At 63.9% G+C, this 15204-nt stretch carries 19 protein-coding genes; 8 read left to right on the plus strand and 11 right to left on the minus strand.

Annotated features, from left to right (window positions below; all coding sequences use genetic code 11):
• Positions 1-8: 8 nt before the first annotated feature.
• The 8 genes from ACODSJ_RS05890 to nrdR form a co-directional block, all read right to left on the minus strand.
• Entirely contained in the window at positions 9-512 is a 504-nt protein-coding gene (locus ACODSJ_RS05890) for a phosphatidylglycerophosphatase A family protein (protein ID WP_489100842.1), read from the minus strand.
• Positions 509-1474: a thiamine-phosphate kinase gene (gene thiL / locus ACODSJ_RS05895; RefSeq protein ID WP_489100843.1), complete on the minus strand. Its 966-nt coding sequence runs from the start codon at positions 1472-1474 to the stop codon at positions 509-511. The genes ACODSJ_RS05890 and thiL overlap by 4 nt, the downstream gene beginning before the upstream one ends.
• Before the next feature lie 23 nt (positions 1475-1497).
• Positions 1498-1998: a transcription antitermination factor NusB gene (gene nusB, locus ACODSJ_RS05900; RefSeq protein ID WP_489100844.1), complete on the minus strand. Its 501-nt coding sequence runs from the start codon at positions 1996-1998 to the stop codon at positions 1498-1500.
• Positions 1995-2471 carry a 6,7-dimethyl-8-ribityllumazine synthase gene (gene ribH / locus ACODSJ_RS05905; RefSeq protein ID WP_003185938.1) on the minus strand — a complete coding sequence of 159 codons (477 nt, stop codon included), beginning with the start codon at positions 2469-2471 and terminating at the stop codon, positions 1995-1997. Before ribH ends, nusB begins: the two co-directional genes overlap by 4 nt.
• 247 nt (positions 2472-2718) lie before the next feature.
• Positions 2719-3810 carry a bifunctional 3,4-dihydroxy-2-butanone-4-phosphate synthase/GTP cyclohydrolase II gene (gene ribBA / locus ACODSJ_RS05910; protein WP_489100845.1) on the minus strand — a complete coding sequence of 364 codons (1092 nt, stop codon included), beginning with the start codon at positions 3808-3810 and terminating at the stop codon, positions 2719-2721.
• Between the two features lie 16 nt (positions 3811-3826).
• A complete protein-coding gene (locus tag ACODSJ_RS05915) occupies positions 3827-4489 on the minus strand; it encodes a riboflavin synthase (RefSeq protein ID WP_092204487.1) in 663 nt (220 codons plus the stop codon).
• 46 nt (positions 4490-4535) lie between these two features.
• Positions 4536-5669, minus strand: coding sequence for a bifunctional diaminohydroxyphosphoribosylaminopyrimidine deaminase/5-amino-6-(5-phosphoribosylamino)uracil reductase RibD (gene ribD, locus ACODSJ_RS05920; protein WP_489100846.1), 1134 nt, complete (start codon positions 5667-5669; stop codon positions 4536-4538).
• Positions 5666-6130 (minus strand): transcriptional regulator NrdR, encoded by a 465-nt coding sequence (nrdR, locus tag ACODSJ_RS05925; RefSeq protein ID WP_024778359.1) that lies wholly within the window; start codon positions 6128-6130, stop codon positions 5666-5668. The genes ribD and nrdR overlap by 4 nt, the downstream gene beginning before the upstream one ends.
• Before the next feature lie 127 nt (positions 6131-6257).
• Here nrdR and ACODSJ_RS05930 point away from each other — a divergent pair, with 127 nt between their 5' ends.
• The 3 genes from ACODSJ_RS05930 to trxA all read left to right on the plus strand — a co-directional run bounded on the left by ACODSJ_RS05930 (position 6258) and on the right by trxA (position 8439).
• Positions 6258-6722, plus strand: a complete 465-nt coding sequence (locus ACODSJ_RS05930; RefSeq protein WP_489100847.1) for a YbaY family lipoprotein — start codon at positions 6258-6260, stop codon at positions 6720-6722.
• Complete coding sequence (locus tag ACODSJ_RS05935) at positions 6719-7378, plus strand: class I SAM-dependent methyltransferase (protein WP_489100848.1); 660 nt, start codon at positions 6719-6721, stop codon at positions 7376-7378. Before ACODSJ_RS05930 ends, ACODSJ_RS05935 begins: the two co-directional genes overlap by 4 nt.
• A 188-nt stretch (positions 7379-7566) precedes the next feature.
• The gene (gene trxA / locus ACODSJ_RS05940; RefSeq protein WP_489100849.1) at positions 7567-8439 is read left to right on the plus strand and encodes a thioredoxin; all 873 of its coding nucleotides are present in this window, start codon (positions 7567-7569) and stop codon (positions 8437-8439) included.
• A 46-nt stretch (positions 8440-8485) separates the two neighbouring features.
• On the opposite strand, the gene ACODSJ_RS05945 is transcribed toward trxA, so the two are convergent.
• Positions 8486-8860, minus strand: a complete 375-nt coding sequence (locus ACODSJ_RS05945) for a hypothetical protein (protein ID WP_489100850.1) — start codon at positions 8858-8860, stop codon at positions 8486-8488.
• A 121-nt stretch (positions 8861-8981) separates the two neighbouring features.
• Between ACODSJ_RS05945 and ACODSJ_RS05950 the strand changes: the two genes are divergently transcribed.
• The 5 genes from ACODSJ_RS05950 to ACODSJ_RS05970 all read left to right on the plus strand — a co-directional run bounded on the left by ACODSJ_RS05950 (position 8982) and on the right by ACODSJ_RS05970 (position 13144).
• Positions 8982-9572, plus strand: a complete 591-nt coding sequence (locus ACODSJ_RS05950; RefSeq protein ID WP_489100851.1) for a DUF2796 domain-containing protein — start codon at positions 8982-8984, stop codon at positions 9570-9572.
• Positions 9573-9754: 182 nt separating this feature from the next.
• Positions 9755-10465: an ABC transporter ATP-binding protein gene (locus tag ACODSJ_RS05955; protein WP_489100852.1), complete on the plus strand. Its 711-nt coding sequence runs from the start codon at positions 9755-9757 to the stop codon at positions 10463-10465.
• 1 nt (position 10466) lies between these two features.
• Entirely contained in the window at positions 10467-11732 is a 1266-nt protein-coding gene (locus ACODSJ_RS05960; protein ID WP_489100853.1) for an ABC transporter permease, read from the plus strand.
• A gap of 11 nt (positions 11733-11743) precedes the next feature.
• Entirely contained in the window at positions 11744-12262 is a 519-nt protein-coding gene (locus ACODSJ_RS05965; RefSeq protein ID WP_489100854.1) for a DUF3299 domain-containing protein, read from the plus strand.
• Positions 12263-12445: 183 nt separating this feature from the next.
• A complete protein-coding gene (locus tag ACODSJ_RS05970) occupies positions 12446-13144 on the plus strand; it encodes an OmpW/AlkL family protein (protein ID WP_489100855.1) in 699 nt (232 codons plus the stop codon).
• Between the two features lie 225 nt (positions 13145-13369).
• On the opposite strand, the gene ACODSJ_RS05975 is transcribed toward ACODSJ_RS05970, so the two are convergent.
• Complete coding sequence (locus tag ACODSJ_RS05975) at positions 13370-14299, minus strand: NAD-dependent epimerase/dehydratase family protein (protein WP_489100856.1); 930 nt, start codon at positions 14297-14299, stop codon at positions 13370-13372.
• Positions 14292-15176, minus strand: coding sequence for a sugar nucleotide-binding protein (locus ACODSJ_RS05980; RefSeq protein ID WP_489100857.1), 885 nt, complete (start codon positions 15174-15176; stop codon positions 14292-14294). The genes ACODSJ_RS05975 and ACODSJ_RS05980 overlap by 8 nt, the downstream gene beginning before the upstream one ends.
• Between the last annotated feature and the right edge of the window lie 28 nt (positions 15177-15204).

The following is a 15204-nucleotide window of genomic DNA, read 5'->3' on the forward strand; positions in this document are numbered from 1 at the left end:
TGACTCCTTCAGGTGAAGAACCACACCAATCCTTGCATTGCCAGCCAGGCAAAGACCCCGGCCAGTACATCATCGAGCATGATGCCGACACCTCCGTGGACATGCCGGTCGACCCAACGGATCGGCCATGGCTTGAGGATATCGAAGAAGCGGAACACCAGGAAACCCGCCAACAGCCAATACCAGCCTTCCGGCACCAGCCAGAGGGTGATCCACATGCCAACCATTTCGTCCCAGACGATGCCTTCATGGTCGTGGACCCGCAGGTCGTCTGCCACTTTGCCGCACAGCCAGAAGCCGAACAGCATGGTGATGCCCAGCATCAGCCAATAGCCCCAATCCGGCAACATCTGCCACAACGGTATGAAGGGTAGCGCAACCAGCGAGCCCCAGGTGCCCGGCGCCTTGGGCAACGTCCCCGAACCAAAGCCGAATGCCATGAAATGCCAGGGATTACGCCAGACCGAGGGCGGAACGAACTCCGCCGGGACCTGGTTGGGATGATCTGTCACGGTGTCTCCCGAAAATGTTGATAACCCCGTGTCTGCGGGGTGATGTCGCGCCCTGAACCGTCGACCAGCGTGACGCCCTGCCCCTCGGCGACACGACCTATCACATGGATCGGCACGCCTTCGGCCTGCAACAGCGACAATCGGACCGGCGGTACGGTAAACAGCAGTACGTAGTCGTCACCGCCGCTCAGGGCGGCAGGTTCGGCGTCCGAGCGCCCGAGGAAGGCCACTAAAGCCTTGGACAGCGGCAAACGGTCCCGTTCCACCTGCAAAGCCACGCCCGACGCCTGGGCGATATGCCCGCAGTCAGCCAGCAAGCCATCGGAAATATCCATCGCCGCACTCGCCCGGCCGCGCAATGCGAGGCCCAGCCGGATTTGCGGTCGAGGGGACCAATAATGCGCCAGCAGCGGCTCGGCGACCGCCGGCTCGGCGTAGCGCTGGCCGAGCACCAGCGGCAATGCGCCCGCGGCATTGCCGAGTTCGCCACCGACACAGAGCACATCGCCCGGCTGAGCGCCACCCCGCGTCAGGGCCTGGCCGGACGGTACGCGGCCGAATACGGTCATGGTCAGGCTCAAAGGGCCACGGGTGGTGTCCCCGCCCACCAGCGCCACACCGCAGGCCTGGGCCATCTGGTTCAAACCGCGGGCATAGGCTTGCAGCCAATCGGCGGTCACCGTCGGCAAGGTCAGGGCAAGGGTAAAGGCCAGCGGTTGGGCGCCCATGGCGGCGAGGTCGCTGACCGCCACGGCCAGCGAGCGCTGGCCGAGCAGGAATGGGTCGCAAGGGTCTGGAAAGTGCACACCGGCCACGAGGGTGTCGGTGGACACAGCCAGTTGTTCCCCGGGAGGAACGGCCAGCAAGGCGCAGTCGTCGCCGATCCCCAGCGCAACGCCCTCGCCGCCCTGCGCGCATGGCGCGGCGGCGAAGTAGTTACGAATCAGCTCGAATTCGCCCATAGTCGCCGCGCCGCAAGCGCCAATCAGCGCTTGAACGCCTTCACTTCAGCTTCACGCAGGCGTGGGGCCAGTTTGTCGAGCACGCCGTTGACGAACTTGTGACCGTCGGTGGAACCGAAGACTTTCGCCAGTTCGATCCCTTCGTTGATCACCACGCGGTACGGTACGTCGACGCGCTTGAGCAGCTCCCAGGTGGACAGGCGCAGGACCGCCAGTTCAACCGGATCCAGCTCTTCGATGGTCAGGTCCAGGCAGGGCGCCAGCGCGGTGTCGATTTCGCTCTTGAACTGCGGGACCCCGTGCAGGATCTCGCGGAAATAGGCACCGTCGACATCGGTAAAATCGTTGTCGACCCGAAACTGCGCTTCGATCTCGTTCAGCGATTGCTTGGCCATGTGCCATTGATACAGCGCCTGGGTCGCGAGCTGACGGGCTTCACGACGCTTGACACTTTTCGAAGGCTTGCCGGCATCGGCAGGCTTGGGATCGCGCGGGTTGAAACGATCGCTTTCGTCGCTAATCACTTGGCCTCCAACTGCGCCAGCAGGCTGACCATTTCCAGGGCGGACAGGGCAGCTTCGGCGCCTTTGTTACCGGCCTTGGTGCCGGAACGTTCGATGGCTTGTTCGATGGAGTCAACGGTCAGCACGCCGAAAGCGACTGGCACGCCGAATTCCATGGACACCTGGGCCAGGCCCTTGGTGCATTCGCCAGCCACGTATTCGAAGTGCGGAGTACCGCCACGAATGACCGCGCCCAGGGCGATGATTGCCGCATATTCGCCTTTTTGGGCGACTTTCTGCGCAACCAGCGGAATTTCGAAGGCGCCAGGGGCACGGATGATGGTGATGTCGCTTTCGCTCACGCCATGGCGAACCAGGGCATCGACCGCACCGCTCACCAGGCTCTCGACCACGAAACTGTTGAAGCGGCCCACTACCAGAGCGTAGCGGCCTTTAGGGGCGATGAAGGTACCTTCGATGGTCTTCAGGGTCATTCGTCAGATCTCTTAAAGAGCCAGAGCGCGTTCTTTACGCGCTCTTTCAGTGATTTTAGCCACGAATACAGGGCCGGGAAATCCCGCCATATCGTTCACTTGAACCGTGGCGAGGGAGCTTGCTCCCGCTTGGGTGCGCAGCGCCCACAAGAGGGGCTGCTACGCAGCCCAGCGGGAGCAAGCTCCCTCGCCACAAAATGGATCTAACAAGCCTTAAGTGAACAATAATGCCGGAATCTGCAGGTCATTATTCGGAGGGCACGTATTCTACAACTTCCAGATCGAAACCGGATATCGCATTGAACTTCATCGGTGCGCTCATCAGGCGCATTTTACGCACGCCCAGGTCCCGAAGGATCTGCGAACCGGCGCCGACGATGCTGTAGGTGGTCGGTTTTTTCACCGCCGCCTGATCACTGGTTTCGCGGATGTGCGCCAGCAACACGTCGCCATCGAGCGGGTGGCCGAGCAGCAGTACCACGCCGCTGCCCGCCTCGGCCACCGCGGCCATGGCGGCCCGCAGGCTCCAGCGGCCGGGTTGCTTGACCATCAGCAGGTCGCGCAACGGGTCCATGTTGTGCACGCGCACCAGGGTCGGTTCTTCGGCGCACACGGTGCCCAGGGTCAGCGCCATGTGCACGTCGCCTTCCACCGAATCACGGTAGGTCACCAGGTTGAACTGGCCCAGTTCGCTGTCCAACGGCTGCTCGGCAATCCGCTGAACGGTACGTTCGTGGATCATCCGGTAGTGGATCAGGTCGGCAATGGTGCCGATCTTGATGTTGTGTTCGGCGGCGAAGGCTTCCAGTTCCGCACGACGGGACATGGTGCCGTCGTCGTTCATCACTTCGCAGATCACGCCGCTGGGCTCGAAGCCGGCCATGCGCGCCAGGTCGCACGCCGCTTCGGTGTGCCCGGCGCGGGCCAGGGTGCCGCCGGCCTGGGCCATCAGCGGGAAAATGTGGCCCGGGCTGACGATGTCTTCGGCCTTGGCGTCCTTCGCGGCGGCAGCCTGCACGGTACGGGCGCGGTCGGCGGCGGAGATGCCGGTGGTCACGCCCTCGGCGGCCTCGATGGAGACGGTGAACTTGGTGCCGAAGCCGGAACCGTTGCGCGGCGCCATCAGCGGCAGCTTCAGCAATTCGCAGCGTTCACGGGACATCGGCATGCAGATCAGGCCACGGGCGTGCTTGGCCATGAAGTTGATGTGTTCGGCCTTGCAGCACTCGGCGGCCATGATCAGGTCGCCTTCGTTCTCGCGGTCTTCGTCATCCATGAGGATGACCATCTTGCCTTGGCGGATGTCTTCAACCAGTTCTTCGATGCTATTGAGCGCCACGCGGCACCCCCTTGGGTCAGGATTTGAGGTAGCCGTTGGCGGCCAGAAAACTTTCGGTGATGTTGCCTGCTGCAGGCTCGGCGGCCTTGTCGCCCAACAACAGGCGCTCCAGGTAGCGGGCCAGCAAGTCGACTTCCAGGTTGACCCGGCGACCGGGCCGGTACGAAGCCATGATGGTTTCGCTCAGGGTATGGGGAATGATCGTCAGCAGGAACTCGGCGCCATCCACCGCGTTGACCGTCAGGCTGGTGCCGTCGACGGTGATCGAGCCTTTATGGGCGATGTACTTGGCCAGCTCTTTTGGCGCGCGGATGCGAAATTCCACGGCCCGGGCGTTGTCCGTGCGCGAGACCACTTCGCCGACGCCGTCCACATGGCCGCTGACCAGGTGCCCGCCCAGGCGAGTGGTGGGGGTCAAGGCCTTTTCCAGGTTGACCGGGCTGCCGCTCTTGAGGTCGTTCATGGCCGTGCAGTCGAGGGTTTCGCGGCTGACGTCCGCCAAAAAACCGTTGCCAGGCAATTCAACAGCGGTCAGGCAGACGCCGTTCACCGCGATGCTGTCGCCCAGCTTGACGTCGCTCAGGTCGAGCTTGCCGGTTTCGACATGGACCCGCACATCGCCGCCCTTGGGGGTCAGTGCACGGATACTGCCGATGGATTCGATGATGCCGGTAAACATGGAGTCCTCCTCGAGAACAGGCCGCCGCTTGAGCGAAGGCCGGGAATTATACGCTCGCCGGCGAGGCGGGAACGGCGATGATTCGCCAGTCATCGCCTACGGCACGGATTTCGGTGATTTTCAGCGCCGGGGCATCTTTCATCTGCGCCAGCGGCCAGTCCAGCAACGGTCGCGCCGAAGAGCCGAGAAACTTGCCGGCCATGAAGATCTGGAACTCGTCCACCAGCCCTTGCCGGGCAAATGCCCCGGCCAGGCGCGGTCCCGCCTCTACCAGGACTTCGTTGATGCCTCGGGCGGCCAATTCCACCAGCAGGCGATGCAGATCGACCTGGCCGTCATCGCCAGGCACGAGCATGCACTCAGGACCGTTGGCGTACTGTTCTTCCACCGCCATGCAGGTGGCGACCAGCGCCGGACCGGCCTTGAAGAACGGTGCGTCGAGCGGCACTCGCAGGCGACCGTCCACCAGTACGCGCAGCGGCGCACGGCTCATGACCAGCGCGGTCTGCTCGGCATCCAGCCCAAGCTCGTCGGCGCGCACGGTCAGCCGGGCGTTGTCCGCCAGCACCGTGTCGGCGCCGGTCAGCACGGCGCTGGCCTGGGCGCGCAGGCGTTGCACCGCCGAACGTGCGGCGGCGCCGGTGATCCACTGGCTTTCGCCGCTGTCCATGGCGGTGCGACCGTCCAGGCTCATGGCGAGCTTGACCCGCACGAACGGCAGGCCGTGCTCCATGCGCTTGAGGAAACCTTCATTGAGCTTGCGCGCTTCGCCCTCCAGCACGCCGCTTTCGGTGGCGATGCCAGCCTGGGCCAGTCGCTGCAAGCCGCGTCCGGCGACTTCCGGGTTCGGGTCCTGCATCGCGGCCACCACCCGCGCCACGCCGGCATTGACCAGCGCATCGGCACAAGGCGGCGTGCGTCCATGGTGGCTGCAAGGTTCGAGGGTCACATACGCGGTAGCGCCCCGGGCATTTTCACCGGCGGCGCGCAACGCGTGGACTTCGGCGTGGGGCTCACCGGCGCGCACGTGCCAGCCTTCGCCGACGATCTGCCCATCGCGCACGATCACGCAACCGACCCGGGGATTGGGGTGCGTGGTGTAGTGACCGCGCCGCGCCAACTCCAGGGCACGGGCCATGTACTGGGCGTCGAGGATGGCTTGCTGCGCCGCGGTGGTCATTCTTTCACCGGTTCGCGGGCCAGGCGATCGATTTCTTCGCGGAACTCGTTCAAGTCCTGGAAGCGCCGGTACACCGAGGCGAAACGGATATAGGCGACTTCATCGAGCTTCTGCAGCTCGGCCATCACCAGTTCGCCGACCACCAGGGATTTGACCTCGCGCTCGCCGGTCGCCCGCAGCTTGTGCTTGATGTGCACCAGCGCCGCTTCGAGGCGCTCGACACTCACGGGGCGTTTTTCCAGGGCGCGCTGCATGCCGGCGCGCAGTTTATCTTCGTCGAACGGCTGACGGCTGCCGTCTGTTTTGATCAGGCGCGGCAACACCAGTTCAGCGGTCTCGAACGTCGTGAACCGTTCGCCGCAGGCCAGGCATTCGCGCCGGCGGCGGACCTGTTCGCCCTCGGCGACCAGTCGCGAGTCGATGACTTTGGTGTCGTTGGCACCGCAGAAGGGACAGTGCATGGTGGCAGGCAACAAAAAAAGGGAGGGCCATGGTAGCGCATCCCACTGGCAAGACAAGCCATAGGGTTTACGGTATACAGACGGGCTTACCGCCAGACTCACCGAATTCACCCTGCTGGAGCCACTCATGCCGTTACGATCGCTCGTTTTGCTCAGTCTTTTCAGCCTGCTGATGGCGTGCAGCAGCGACGCCCCCAAACCCACGGCGCCCGCCTCGGGCCCCGCGCCGAAACAGGCGCAGCAAAAAGCCCGGCAAGCTGCCGACCTGGGGCCACTGCCGGCCTACCAACGGGAATTGAGCGGCACCCTGCAAGGCGTTCCGGCCGGCGCCGAGGTGGAATTGGCGCTGTTGGTGATCGACATTCAGGACCGTCCGCAGCAACTGCTCGCCAGTTCCACCCTGATCGGCACCAACCAGGACCTGCCCTTTCGCCTGCGCTTCAACCCCGATGCCTTCCCGGCCGATGCCCGGGTGGAACTGCGCGGGCGCGCCAGCCAGTCGGGCCAGTTGATCCTGCACCTGCCACAGCAGCGCATCACCCAACCGACCACCCAGGCGCTGGGCACCCTGCAATTCGTCAAAGCCCCATGAATGCACCGCAAGACCTGCAACAGGCGCTGGGCGACTTGCTGGGCGATGCGCGATTGGTGGCTTGCCCACTGCCCGGCGTCGACCTGGCCTTGTGGCTGATCGACGGCGACAACATGGACCGTGCCTTCAGCCCGGAGGAAACCCGGCGCATTCTTCATGAACCGCCCTATTGGAGTTTTTGCTGGGCCAGCGGCCTGGCGATGGCCCGCTACCTGGCCGAGCAGCCACAATGGGTCGCAGGCAAACGCGTGCTGGACTTCGGTGCCGGCTCTGGCGTGGCGGGCATCGCGGCGGCCAAGGCCGGGGCGCTGGAAGTGGTGGCCTGCGACCTGGACCCGCTGGCGATTGCCGCGTGCCGGGCCAATGCAGTGCTCAATGGGGTGAAAGTTGGTTATTCGACGGACTTTTTTGCCGAGGCCGATCGGTTCGACCTGATCCTGGTCGCCGATGTGCTCTACGACCGGGCCAACCTGCCGCTGCTCGACCAGTTCCTCAGCCGCGGCCGCGAGGCCCTGGTGGCCGATTCCCGGGTGCGGGACTTCCAGCATCCGCTGTACCGGCGCATCGAAATGCTCCAGGCCATGACCCTGCCGGACCTGGCCGAGCCCGAGGAATTCCGCCATGTGAGCCTGTACCACGCGCGGCGTGGCGACTGAAAAGCATCGCGAGCAGGCTCGCTCCCACAGGGGATTTTGTTCAGTTCGCAGAAGTTGCAGGCACCACAAAACACTGTGGGAGCGAGCCTGCTCGCGATGGCGGCCTACCAGGCGCCGCAAGCCCCGGCTTTCAGCCACCCCCCGCCAAGCCGTATAGTTGCCCCATTCAAGCGTTCTACGAGATTCCCATGACCCAGGACACGCCGTACATCTTCGACGCCACCACCGCCGACTTCGACCAGTCGGTGATCGCCAACTCTTTCCACAAACCGGTGCTGGTGGATTTCTGGGCCGAGTGGTGTGCACCGTGCAAAGCGCTGATGCCGATGCTGCAAGGCATTGCCCAGAGCTATCAGGGCGAATTGCTGCTGGCCAAGGTCAATTGCGACATCGAACAAGACATCGTCGCCCGTTTCGGCATCCGCAGCCTGCCCACCGTGGTGCTGTTCAAGGACGGTCAGCCTGTCGACGGTTTCGCCGGGGCCCAGCCGGAATCGGCGGTGCGGGCGATGCTCGAACCCCACGTGCAGATGCCGCCGCCGGCTGCGGCCGACCCGTTCGAACAGGCCCAGGCGCTGTTCGACGAGGGACGTTTCGCCGACGCCGAAGCCCTGCTCACGGTGCTGCTGGGTGAAGACAACACCAATGCCAAGGCGCTGATCCTCTATGCCCGCTGCCTGACCGAGCGCGGTGAACTGGGTGAAGCGCAGACCGTGCTCGACGCGGTGAAAAGCGACGAACACAAGGCCGCGCTGGCCGGGGCCAAGGCGCAGATCAAGTTCCTCGGCCTGGCCCGTAACCTGCCCGACGCCGCCGACCTCAAGGCCCGCCTGGCGAAAGATCCGCAAGATGATGAAGCGGTGTATCAACTGGCGATCCAGCAACTGGCGCGCCAACAGTACGAAGCCGCCCTGGACGCCTTGCTCAAGCTGTTCATCCGCAACCGCAGCTACAGCGAAGGCCTGCCGCACAAGACGCTCTTGCAAGTGTTCGAACTGCTGGGCAACGACCATCCGCTGGTGACGACTTATCGTCGCAGGCTGTTTGCCGCGTTGTATTAGAGGAGCAGCTTCGAGCGGCAAGCTTCGAGCGGCAAGATCAAGACGTTTAGCTTGCCGCTTGTGGCTTGTCGCTTACAGCTCCAGCCCAACTATAGAGCGGCGTGTCGGCGCCGCTCAGCACCTTGACCTCGGTGCTGTGGCGCAACCGCACCAGCAGCCGCTTGCCCGCCGAGGCGCTGCCCGTCAGGCCTTCGAGTTGCTCCAGCAGTTCCGGGCCGCTCAATTGGCCGGCCTTGCAGAGCAGTTGCCGGGCGGCTTGCCACAGCGCATCGTCCTGATTCACCGGCTTGGCCGCAGGCATTGCCGTGCTGTCCGGCTTGACCGCCTGCAACTGCGCGCCAAGCTGCGCCCAGTCGCCTTCATCCATTTCGATCGACAAGTCCACCGGCCAATCGCCGACGGTTCCGCGTATCCGCAACATCACCCTGCTCCTGTAAATTTCATGTTCGCATGCTCCCACGGGCCTTGCGCGACGCCAAGCAGACGGTCAAACTCTGCGCAGTTTCGTTATAAGATTACATAACCTTTCTCGGAGACTCGTCATGCGTCGTCTGCTTCTCGCTTTGCCGTTCGCCCTGCTGCCCCTGGCTGTCGCTCATGCGGCGGTCGAGCATGCTCACGATCACGACCATGAACACGGCAGCCTGGGTGCCCACGAGCACGGCGTCGCCCGCCTCAATGCCTCCCTGGACGGCGAGACCCTGGAATTGGAGCTGGACAGCCCGGCGATGAACCTGGTGGGGTTCGAACACGCCGCCACCAGCGACGCCGACAAGGCCAAGGTGGCCGCCGCCAGGGCGAAGCTGGAGAAGCCGGCGGCGCTGATCAATCTGGCCGATGCCAAATGCACCCTGGAGCAACAGGAACTGGAAAGCCCGCTGTTCGGCGACGAACCGGGCCACGAAGAGCATGCCGATGAGGCCGACGAAGACGGTGACGAGCATCACGAACACAGCGAGATCCACGCCCATTACCAGTTCCGTTGCGTCGCGCCTGGCGCCCTGACGCATCTGGACCTGACGCCCCTGTTCAAGGCGTTCCCGGCCACCCAGAAAATCCTGGTGCAACTGATCGGCCCGAGCGGGCAGCAAGGTGGGGAAGTAACGGCCGCGGCGCCGACTTTGAAATTCTGATTCACTGCATAACCCATGTGGGAGAACCTTGTGGGGAGTCTTGTGGGAGCAAAGCTTGCTCGCGATAGCGGTCCCATGGTCATCACCCAAGTTGAATGTGATGACCTCGTCGCGAGCAAGCTTTGCTCCCACAAGTTCACCTCCACAGATCTCCCGCAGATCCAACTTTTGAAATCGGCGATATGACCCAAGCACTCATCGAACTGTCCGACCTTGGCTTCAGTTGGCCCGGGCATCCGCCCTTGCTGGACATCCCGGCATTTCGCCTCGAAGCGGGCGAGACCCTGTTTCTCAAGGGCCCCAGTGGCAGCGGCAAGACCACGCTGCTGGGGCTTCTGGGCGGTGTGCAGATGCCCGATCGAGGCAGCATTCGCCTGCTCGGCCAGGCCCTCACCGAACTGAACGCCAGCGCGCGGGACCGCTTTCGCGTGGACCACACCGGCTACATCTTCCAGCAGTTCAACCTGCTGCCGTTTCTCTCGGTGCGCGAGAACGTCGAGCTGCCCTGCCACTTCTCGAAACTGCGCGCCCAACGCGCCATCCAGCGTCACGGCAGCGTCGATCAGGCCGCCGCCACGCTGCTGGCGCACCTGGGCTTGAGCGATCCGAACCTGTTGGCGCGGCGCGCCGACTCGCTGTCCATCGGCCAGCAGCAACGGGTCGCCGCCACCCGGGCGTTGATTGGCCAACCGGAACTGGTGATCGCCGACGAACCGACGTCAGCCCTGGACGCCGACGCTCGGGAGAATTTCCTGCGGCTGTTGTTCGCCGAATGCCGCGAGGCCGGCTCGAGCCTGTTGTTCGTCAGCCACGACCAGAGCCTGGCACCGCTGTTTGACCGCAACCTGTCGCTGGCCGATCTCAATCGCGCCGCCACGCCACTCGAGGTCTGAGATGTATCTGTTCCGTCTAGCCATGGCCAGCCTGGCGAACCGCCGCTTCACCGCATTCCTCACGGCTTTTGCCATCGCCCTGTCGGTGTGCCTGTTGCTGGCCGTGGAGCGGGTGCGCACCGAGGCGCGGGCCAGTTTCGCCAGCACCATCAGCGGCACCGACCTGATCGTCGGCGCTCGCTCGGGTTCGGTGAACCTGCTGTTGTATTCGGTGTTTCGCATAGGCAACGCCACCAACAACATCCGCTGGGACAGCTTCGAACACTTCGCCAGCAACCCGAAGGTGAAGTGGGCGATTCCCATGTCCCTCGGCGATTCCCACCGCGGCTACCGGGTGATGGGCACCAGCGAGGCCTACTTCGAGCATTACCAGTACGGTCGCCAGCAGCACTTGGAACTGGCCGAGGGCCGGGCCTTCGCCAGCGATCCGTTCGAAGTGGTGCTCGGTGCCGAAGTGGCCGAGGCCCTGCATTACAAGCTCGGCGACAAACTGGTGCTGGCCCATGGCGTGGCGGCGATCAGCCTGGTCAAGCATGACGACAAGCCCTTCACCGTAGTCGGGATCCTCAAGCGCACCGGCACTCCGGTGGACCGCACGCTGCACATCAGCCTCGGCGGCATGGAGGCGATCCACATCGACTGGAAGAACGGCGTGCCGGCCCAAGGCAATGGCCGCATCAGCGCCGACCAGGCGCGCAACATGGACCTCGCGCCCCAGGCGATCACCGCGTTCATGCTCGGCCTCAACAGCAAGATTTCGACCTTTGCCTTGCAGCGCGAGATCAATGAGTTCCGGGGCGAGCCGCTGTTGGCGATCCTGCCCGGCGTGGCCTTGCAGGAATTGTGGAGTCTGATGGGCACGGCGGAAAAAGCCTTGTTCGTGATTTCCCTGTTCGTGGTGTTGACCGGGTTGATCGGCATGCTCACGGCGATCCTCACCAGCCTCAACGAGCGTCGCCGGGAAATGGCGATCCTGCGTTCGGTCGGCGCCCGGCCGTGGCACATCGCGACCTTGCTGGTGCTTGAGGCGTTTGCCTTGGCGCTGGCCGGAGTCACTGCCGGGCTGGCGCTGCTGTACATCGGCATCGCCGGCGCCCAGGGTTACGTGCAGTCGGCCTATGGCTTGTACCTGCCGCTGGGCTGGCCAAGCGAGTATGAATGCACGCTCATGGCTGGCATCCTGCTCGCCGCCCTGCTGATGGGCTGCGTGCCGGCCTGGCGCGCCTATCGCCAATCGTTGGCCGATGGCCTGTCGATCCGTCTATGAGGATGTTGAAAATGCCCCGCGCCCTGTTTGCGCTGTTGATGATGGTCGCCCTGCCGCTGTGGGCCGCCGAGCCGAGGGACCTGGCCTGGACGGAAATGATCCCGGTAGGCGCACCACCGGAAGTGCCGAACATGACGCCATTGCACGACCTGTCGAAGATGAGCGATGCCCTGTCCACCGAATCGGCCCCGGCCGCCCGGCAGGACCTGCCCGACGCACCGGTGGTCAAGGAACTGGACGGCCAGCAGGTTCGCTTGCCGGGCTACATCGTACCGCTGGAAGTCAGCGAGGCAGGTCGCACCACCGACTTCTTGCTGGTGCCGTATTTCGGCGCCTGCATCCACGTGCCGCCACCGCCGTCGAACCAGATCGTGCATGTGAAAAGTGAAGTCGGGGTCAAGCTTGAAGAGCTGTACCAGCCGTACTGGGTCGAGGGTGCGATGCAGGTCAAGCCGTCCACCAGTGAACTGGCCGATGCCGGGTACCAGATGGAGGCGCAGAAGATTTATGTGTATGAGCTGCCGGAGTGAAGCCGGTAGTGATGTGTTGTTGATGAGATAGCTTGCTCGCGATGGTTCCCTCAAATTTTCTCACCAACGCTTTCATTGAGCTGAGTCAATTTATCAGCCCAGTCTCATTGAGCTGAGTCAAAAGACCGGACCAGACGGCTTCGTACGATGGTGCATCAATTTTCGATGCCCTCTGGAGCCCCCATGCACAAGTCACTGCTCAGCGCTTCCCTCGTCGCCCTCGCCCTCGCCGCCCCACTCGCCCAGGCCCACACGGCTGGCGATATTATCGTTCGCGCCGGTGCCATCACCGTCAACCCGGACGCCGACAGTTCCACCGTCAAGGTCGACCGCGGCCCGCTGGCCGGTACTGACCTGGGTGGCAAGGCGACCATGAGCAGCGACACGCAGCTGGGCCTGAACTTCGCCTACATGCTGACCGACAACTGGGGTATCGAACTGCTGGCGGCCTCGCCGTTCGAGCATGACGTGAAAATCAAAGGCACCGCCCTGGGCGCGGCCAACAACAAACTCGGCACCCTCAAGCACCTGCCACCGACCCTGAGCCTGGTCTACTACCCGCTCGATGCCAAGTCGGCCTTCCAGCCTTACGTCGGCGCCGGTATCAACTACACCTGGATCTACGACGAACACGTCGGCAGCGAAGCCAGCGCCAACGGCTTCAGCAACTTCCGCGCAAGCAACAGCTGGGGCATGGCCTGGCAGGTGGGCGCCGACTACATGCTGACCGACAGCATCATGATCAACGGCCAGATCCGCTACATCGACATCGACACCACCGCGTACGTGGACAACAACGCCGTGGCCGGCGGCACTCGGGCCAAGGTGAATATCGACGTGGACCCATGGGTCTACATGGTGGGGTTGGGTTACAAGTTCTAAGCCCCTACGCAATAGTGGAATGACTGCACACCCTGTGGCGAGGGAGCTTGCTCCCGCTCGAGCGCGAAGCGGTCGCAAATTCTGTCGGTCTGCTTCGCCCGATGCGTCGGACCGGCCCAGCGGGAGCAAGCTCCCTCGCCACAGGTTTCGTTTGCCATAAAAGCGATGCATAGCTCATGAAAAAGGCGCCCCGAAAGGCGCCTTTTTTTGACACGGTTGGGAAATTCAGCGTCCCAACAACCGCGCCAGCCCCTCGTTCATCGGCGTTTGCGCCGGGAAGCTGAAGCGCTGCAACAACCGATGGTTGTCGGCCCGCGAATGGCGGATGTCGCCGGAACGCGCCGGGCCGTAGCTGATCGGCGGCAGGTCCCCCACCACCTCGGCCAGGGCCTGGAGCATTTGCTTGAGGGTCGTGGCCTGGTTCCAACCGACGTTCACCGCGCCCACTTCCACTTCAGGCATGTCGATGGCCTGCACCAGCAAATCCACCAGGTCTTCGACGTAGACGAAATCGCGGGTCTGTTCGCCGTCGCCGAATACGGTGATCGGCAGGCCTTTCTGCGCCCGTTCGCTGAAGATGCTGATGACCCCGGAATACGGTGAAGACGGATCCTGGCGCGGGCCATAGATGTTGAAGAAGCGGAACACCACCGGCTCCAGGCCGTGCTGGCGACGATAGAAGTCCAGGTAGAACTCGCTGGCCAACTTGTCCGAGGCATACGGCGTGAGCGGGGCCTTAGGCGTTTCTTCGTCGATGGATTCACCTTCGCCGTTGTTGCCGTAGACCGCTGCGCTGGAAGCGAACAACACCCGCTTGACGCCGCTCTGGCGCATGGCTTCGCAGACGTTCAGGGTGCCGATGAAATTGCTCTGGTGGGTGCGCACCGGGTCGTCCACCGAAGCCTGCACCGAGGCCACCGCCGCCAGGTGCGCCACGGCGCTGCAGCCGGCCATGGCCCGGGCCACCAGCGCGGCGTCGGCGACGTCGCCCTCGATCAATTCGACCGCCGGGTTGTCCAGCGGCAGGTTGCTGCGCTTGCCAGTGGACAGGTCGTCGAGGATACGTACCGAATGTCCCTTGGCGAGCAAGGCGTCGGTCAGGTGCGAACCAATGAAACCCGCGCCGCCGGTGATTAAAACTGGGCCTTCAGCCATGGCGATAAAACCTATCCAGTAAAGCCGGGAGTGCCGCGCGCCAGGCGCGGGGCTTGATCCCGAAGGTGTGCAGAATTTTCTTGCAGGCCAGGACCGCGTGCTGCGGTTCTTCGGCAGCGTCCGGCCTGGCGGCGTGCGCCTGGGGCGTCGGCGACTCGATGGCCAGCGGATGCAGGGCACGGGCTTCGGTGAGGATCGCCTGGCCTAGCGCCAGCGGCGTGGTCGCCTCGTGACCGGCGTAATGGTAGGTGCCCCACAGCGGCGCGGCGCAATCGAGTTGCTTGAGCACCGAGATGATTACCCGCGCCGCATCGTCCACCGGCGTCGGGTTACCGCGGCGGTCGTCCGCGAGTAACAGCTCGTCGGGCTGTTCGGCCCGGGCCAGGAAACGCCCGAGGATGCCGTCGGCGCTGTCGTCCAGCAACCAGCCGAAACGCAACAGCACGTGTTGCGGACAGGTCGCGCGCACGCTTTGCTCGATGCGCCACAGCGCCTGGCCACGCAGGCCCAGGGGCACCGGTTCGTCCTTTTCGCTGTAGGCGGTGGCGCGAGAGCCGTCGAACACGCGGTAGCTGGAGGGTTGCAGCAGGACAATCTCATGGTGCTGGCACAGCTCGGCCAGGCGTTCGATAGCCCGCTCCTGGCCGGCCAGACGCTGCTCGCTGACGGTTTCGGCCTGGAACCAGTCGAAGTAGTACGCCAGGTTGATCAAGGCGTCCGGCCGAGTGTCGTCGAGCAGTTGGGTCAGGCTCGCGGCATCCCAACCGTTTTCGGGGGGGCGGGGGGCAAGAAAACCGATGTCTTCTTCTGCACCGAGGCGAATCAGCGCCTGCCCAAGGGCATTTCCGCCGCCCAGTAACATAAGGCGCATTCGCATAAAGTCAGCAGGCCCAGTCTGTTGGCAC

It is taken from the genome of Pseudomonas sp. FG6, from assembly GCF_057809015.1.

Excerpts from the sequence above, each read along its gene's own strand:
- ACODSJ_RS05950 (WP_489100851.1), top strand. The coding sequence starts at position 8,982 with ATGCGTCGTCTGCTTCTCGCTTTGCCGTTCGCCCTGCTGCCCCTGGCT.
- ACODSJ_RS05935 (WP_489100848.1), top strand. The coding sequence starts at position 6,719 with ATGAATGCACCGCAAGACCTGCAACAGGCGCTGGGCGACTTGCTGGGC.
- ribH (WP_003185938.1), bottom strand. The coding sequence starts at position 2,471 with ATGACCCTGAAGACCATCGAAGGTACCTTCATCGCCCCTAAAGGCCGC.
- ACODSJ_RS05945 (WP_489100850.1), bottom strand. The coding sequence starts at position 8,860 with ATGTTGCGGATACGCGGAACCGTCGGCGATTGGCCGGTGGACTTGTCG.
- ACODSJ_RS05930 (WP_489100847.1), top strand. The coding sequence starts at position 6,258 with ATGCCGTTACGATCGCTCGTTTTGCTCAGTCTTTTCAGCCTGCTGATG.
- ACODSJ_RS05960 (WP_489100853.1), top strand. The coding sequence starts at position 10,467 with ATGTATCTGTTCCGTCTAGCCATGGCCAGCCTGGCGAACCGCCGCTTC.
- nrdR (WP_024778359.1), bottom strand. The coding sequence starts at position 6,130 with ATGCACTGTCCCTTCTGCGGTGCCAACGACACCAAAGTCATCGACTCG.
- ACODSJ_RS05965 (WP_489100854.1), top strand. The coding sequence starts at position 11,744 with ATGCCCCGCGCCCTGTTTGCGCTGTTGATGATGGTCGCCCTGCCGCTG.
- trxA (WP_489100849.1), top strand. The coding sequence starts at position 7,567 with ATGACCCAGGACACGCCGTACATCTTCGACGCCACCACCGCCGACTTC.
- thiL (WP_489100843.1), bottom strand. The coding sequence starts at position 1,474 with ATGGGCGAATTCGAGCTGATTCGTAACTACTTCGCCGCCGCGCCATGC.
- ACODSJ_RS05915 (WP_092204487.1), bottom strand. The coding sequence starts at position 4,489 with ATGTTTACCGGCATCATCGAATCCATCGGCAGTATCCGTGCACTGACC.
- ACODSJ_RS05955 (WP_489100852.1), top strand. The coding sequence starts at position 9,755 with ATGACCCAAGCACTCATCGAACTGTCCGACCTTGGCTTCAGTTGGCCC.
- ACODSJ_RS05975 (WP_489100856.1), bottom strand. The coding sequence starts at position 14,299 with ATGGCTGAAGGCCCAGTTTTAATCACCGGCGGCGCGGGTTTCATTGGT.
- ACODSJ_RS05970 (WP_489100855.1), top strand. The coding sequence starts at position 12,446 with ATGCACAAGTCACTGCTCAGCGCTTCCCTCGTCGCCCTCGCCCTCGCC.
- ribD (WP_489100846.1), bottom strand. The coding sequence starts at position 5,669 with ATGACCACCGCGGCGCAGCAAGCCATCCTCGACGCCCAGTACATGGCC.
- ACODSJ_RS05980 (WP_489100857.1), bottom strand. The coding sequence starts at position 15,176 with ATGCGAATGCGCCTTATGTTACTGGGCGGCGGAAATGCCCTTGGGCAG.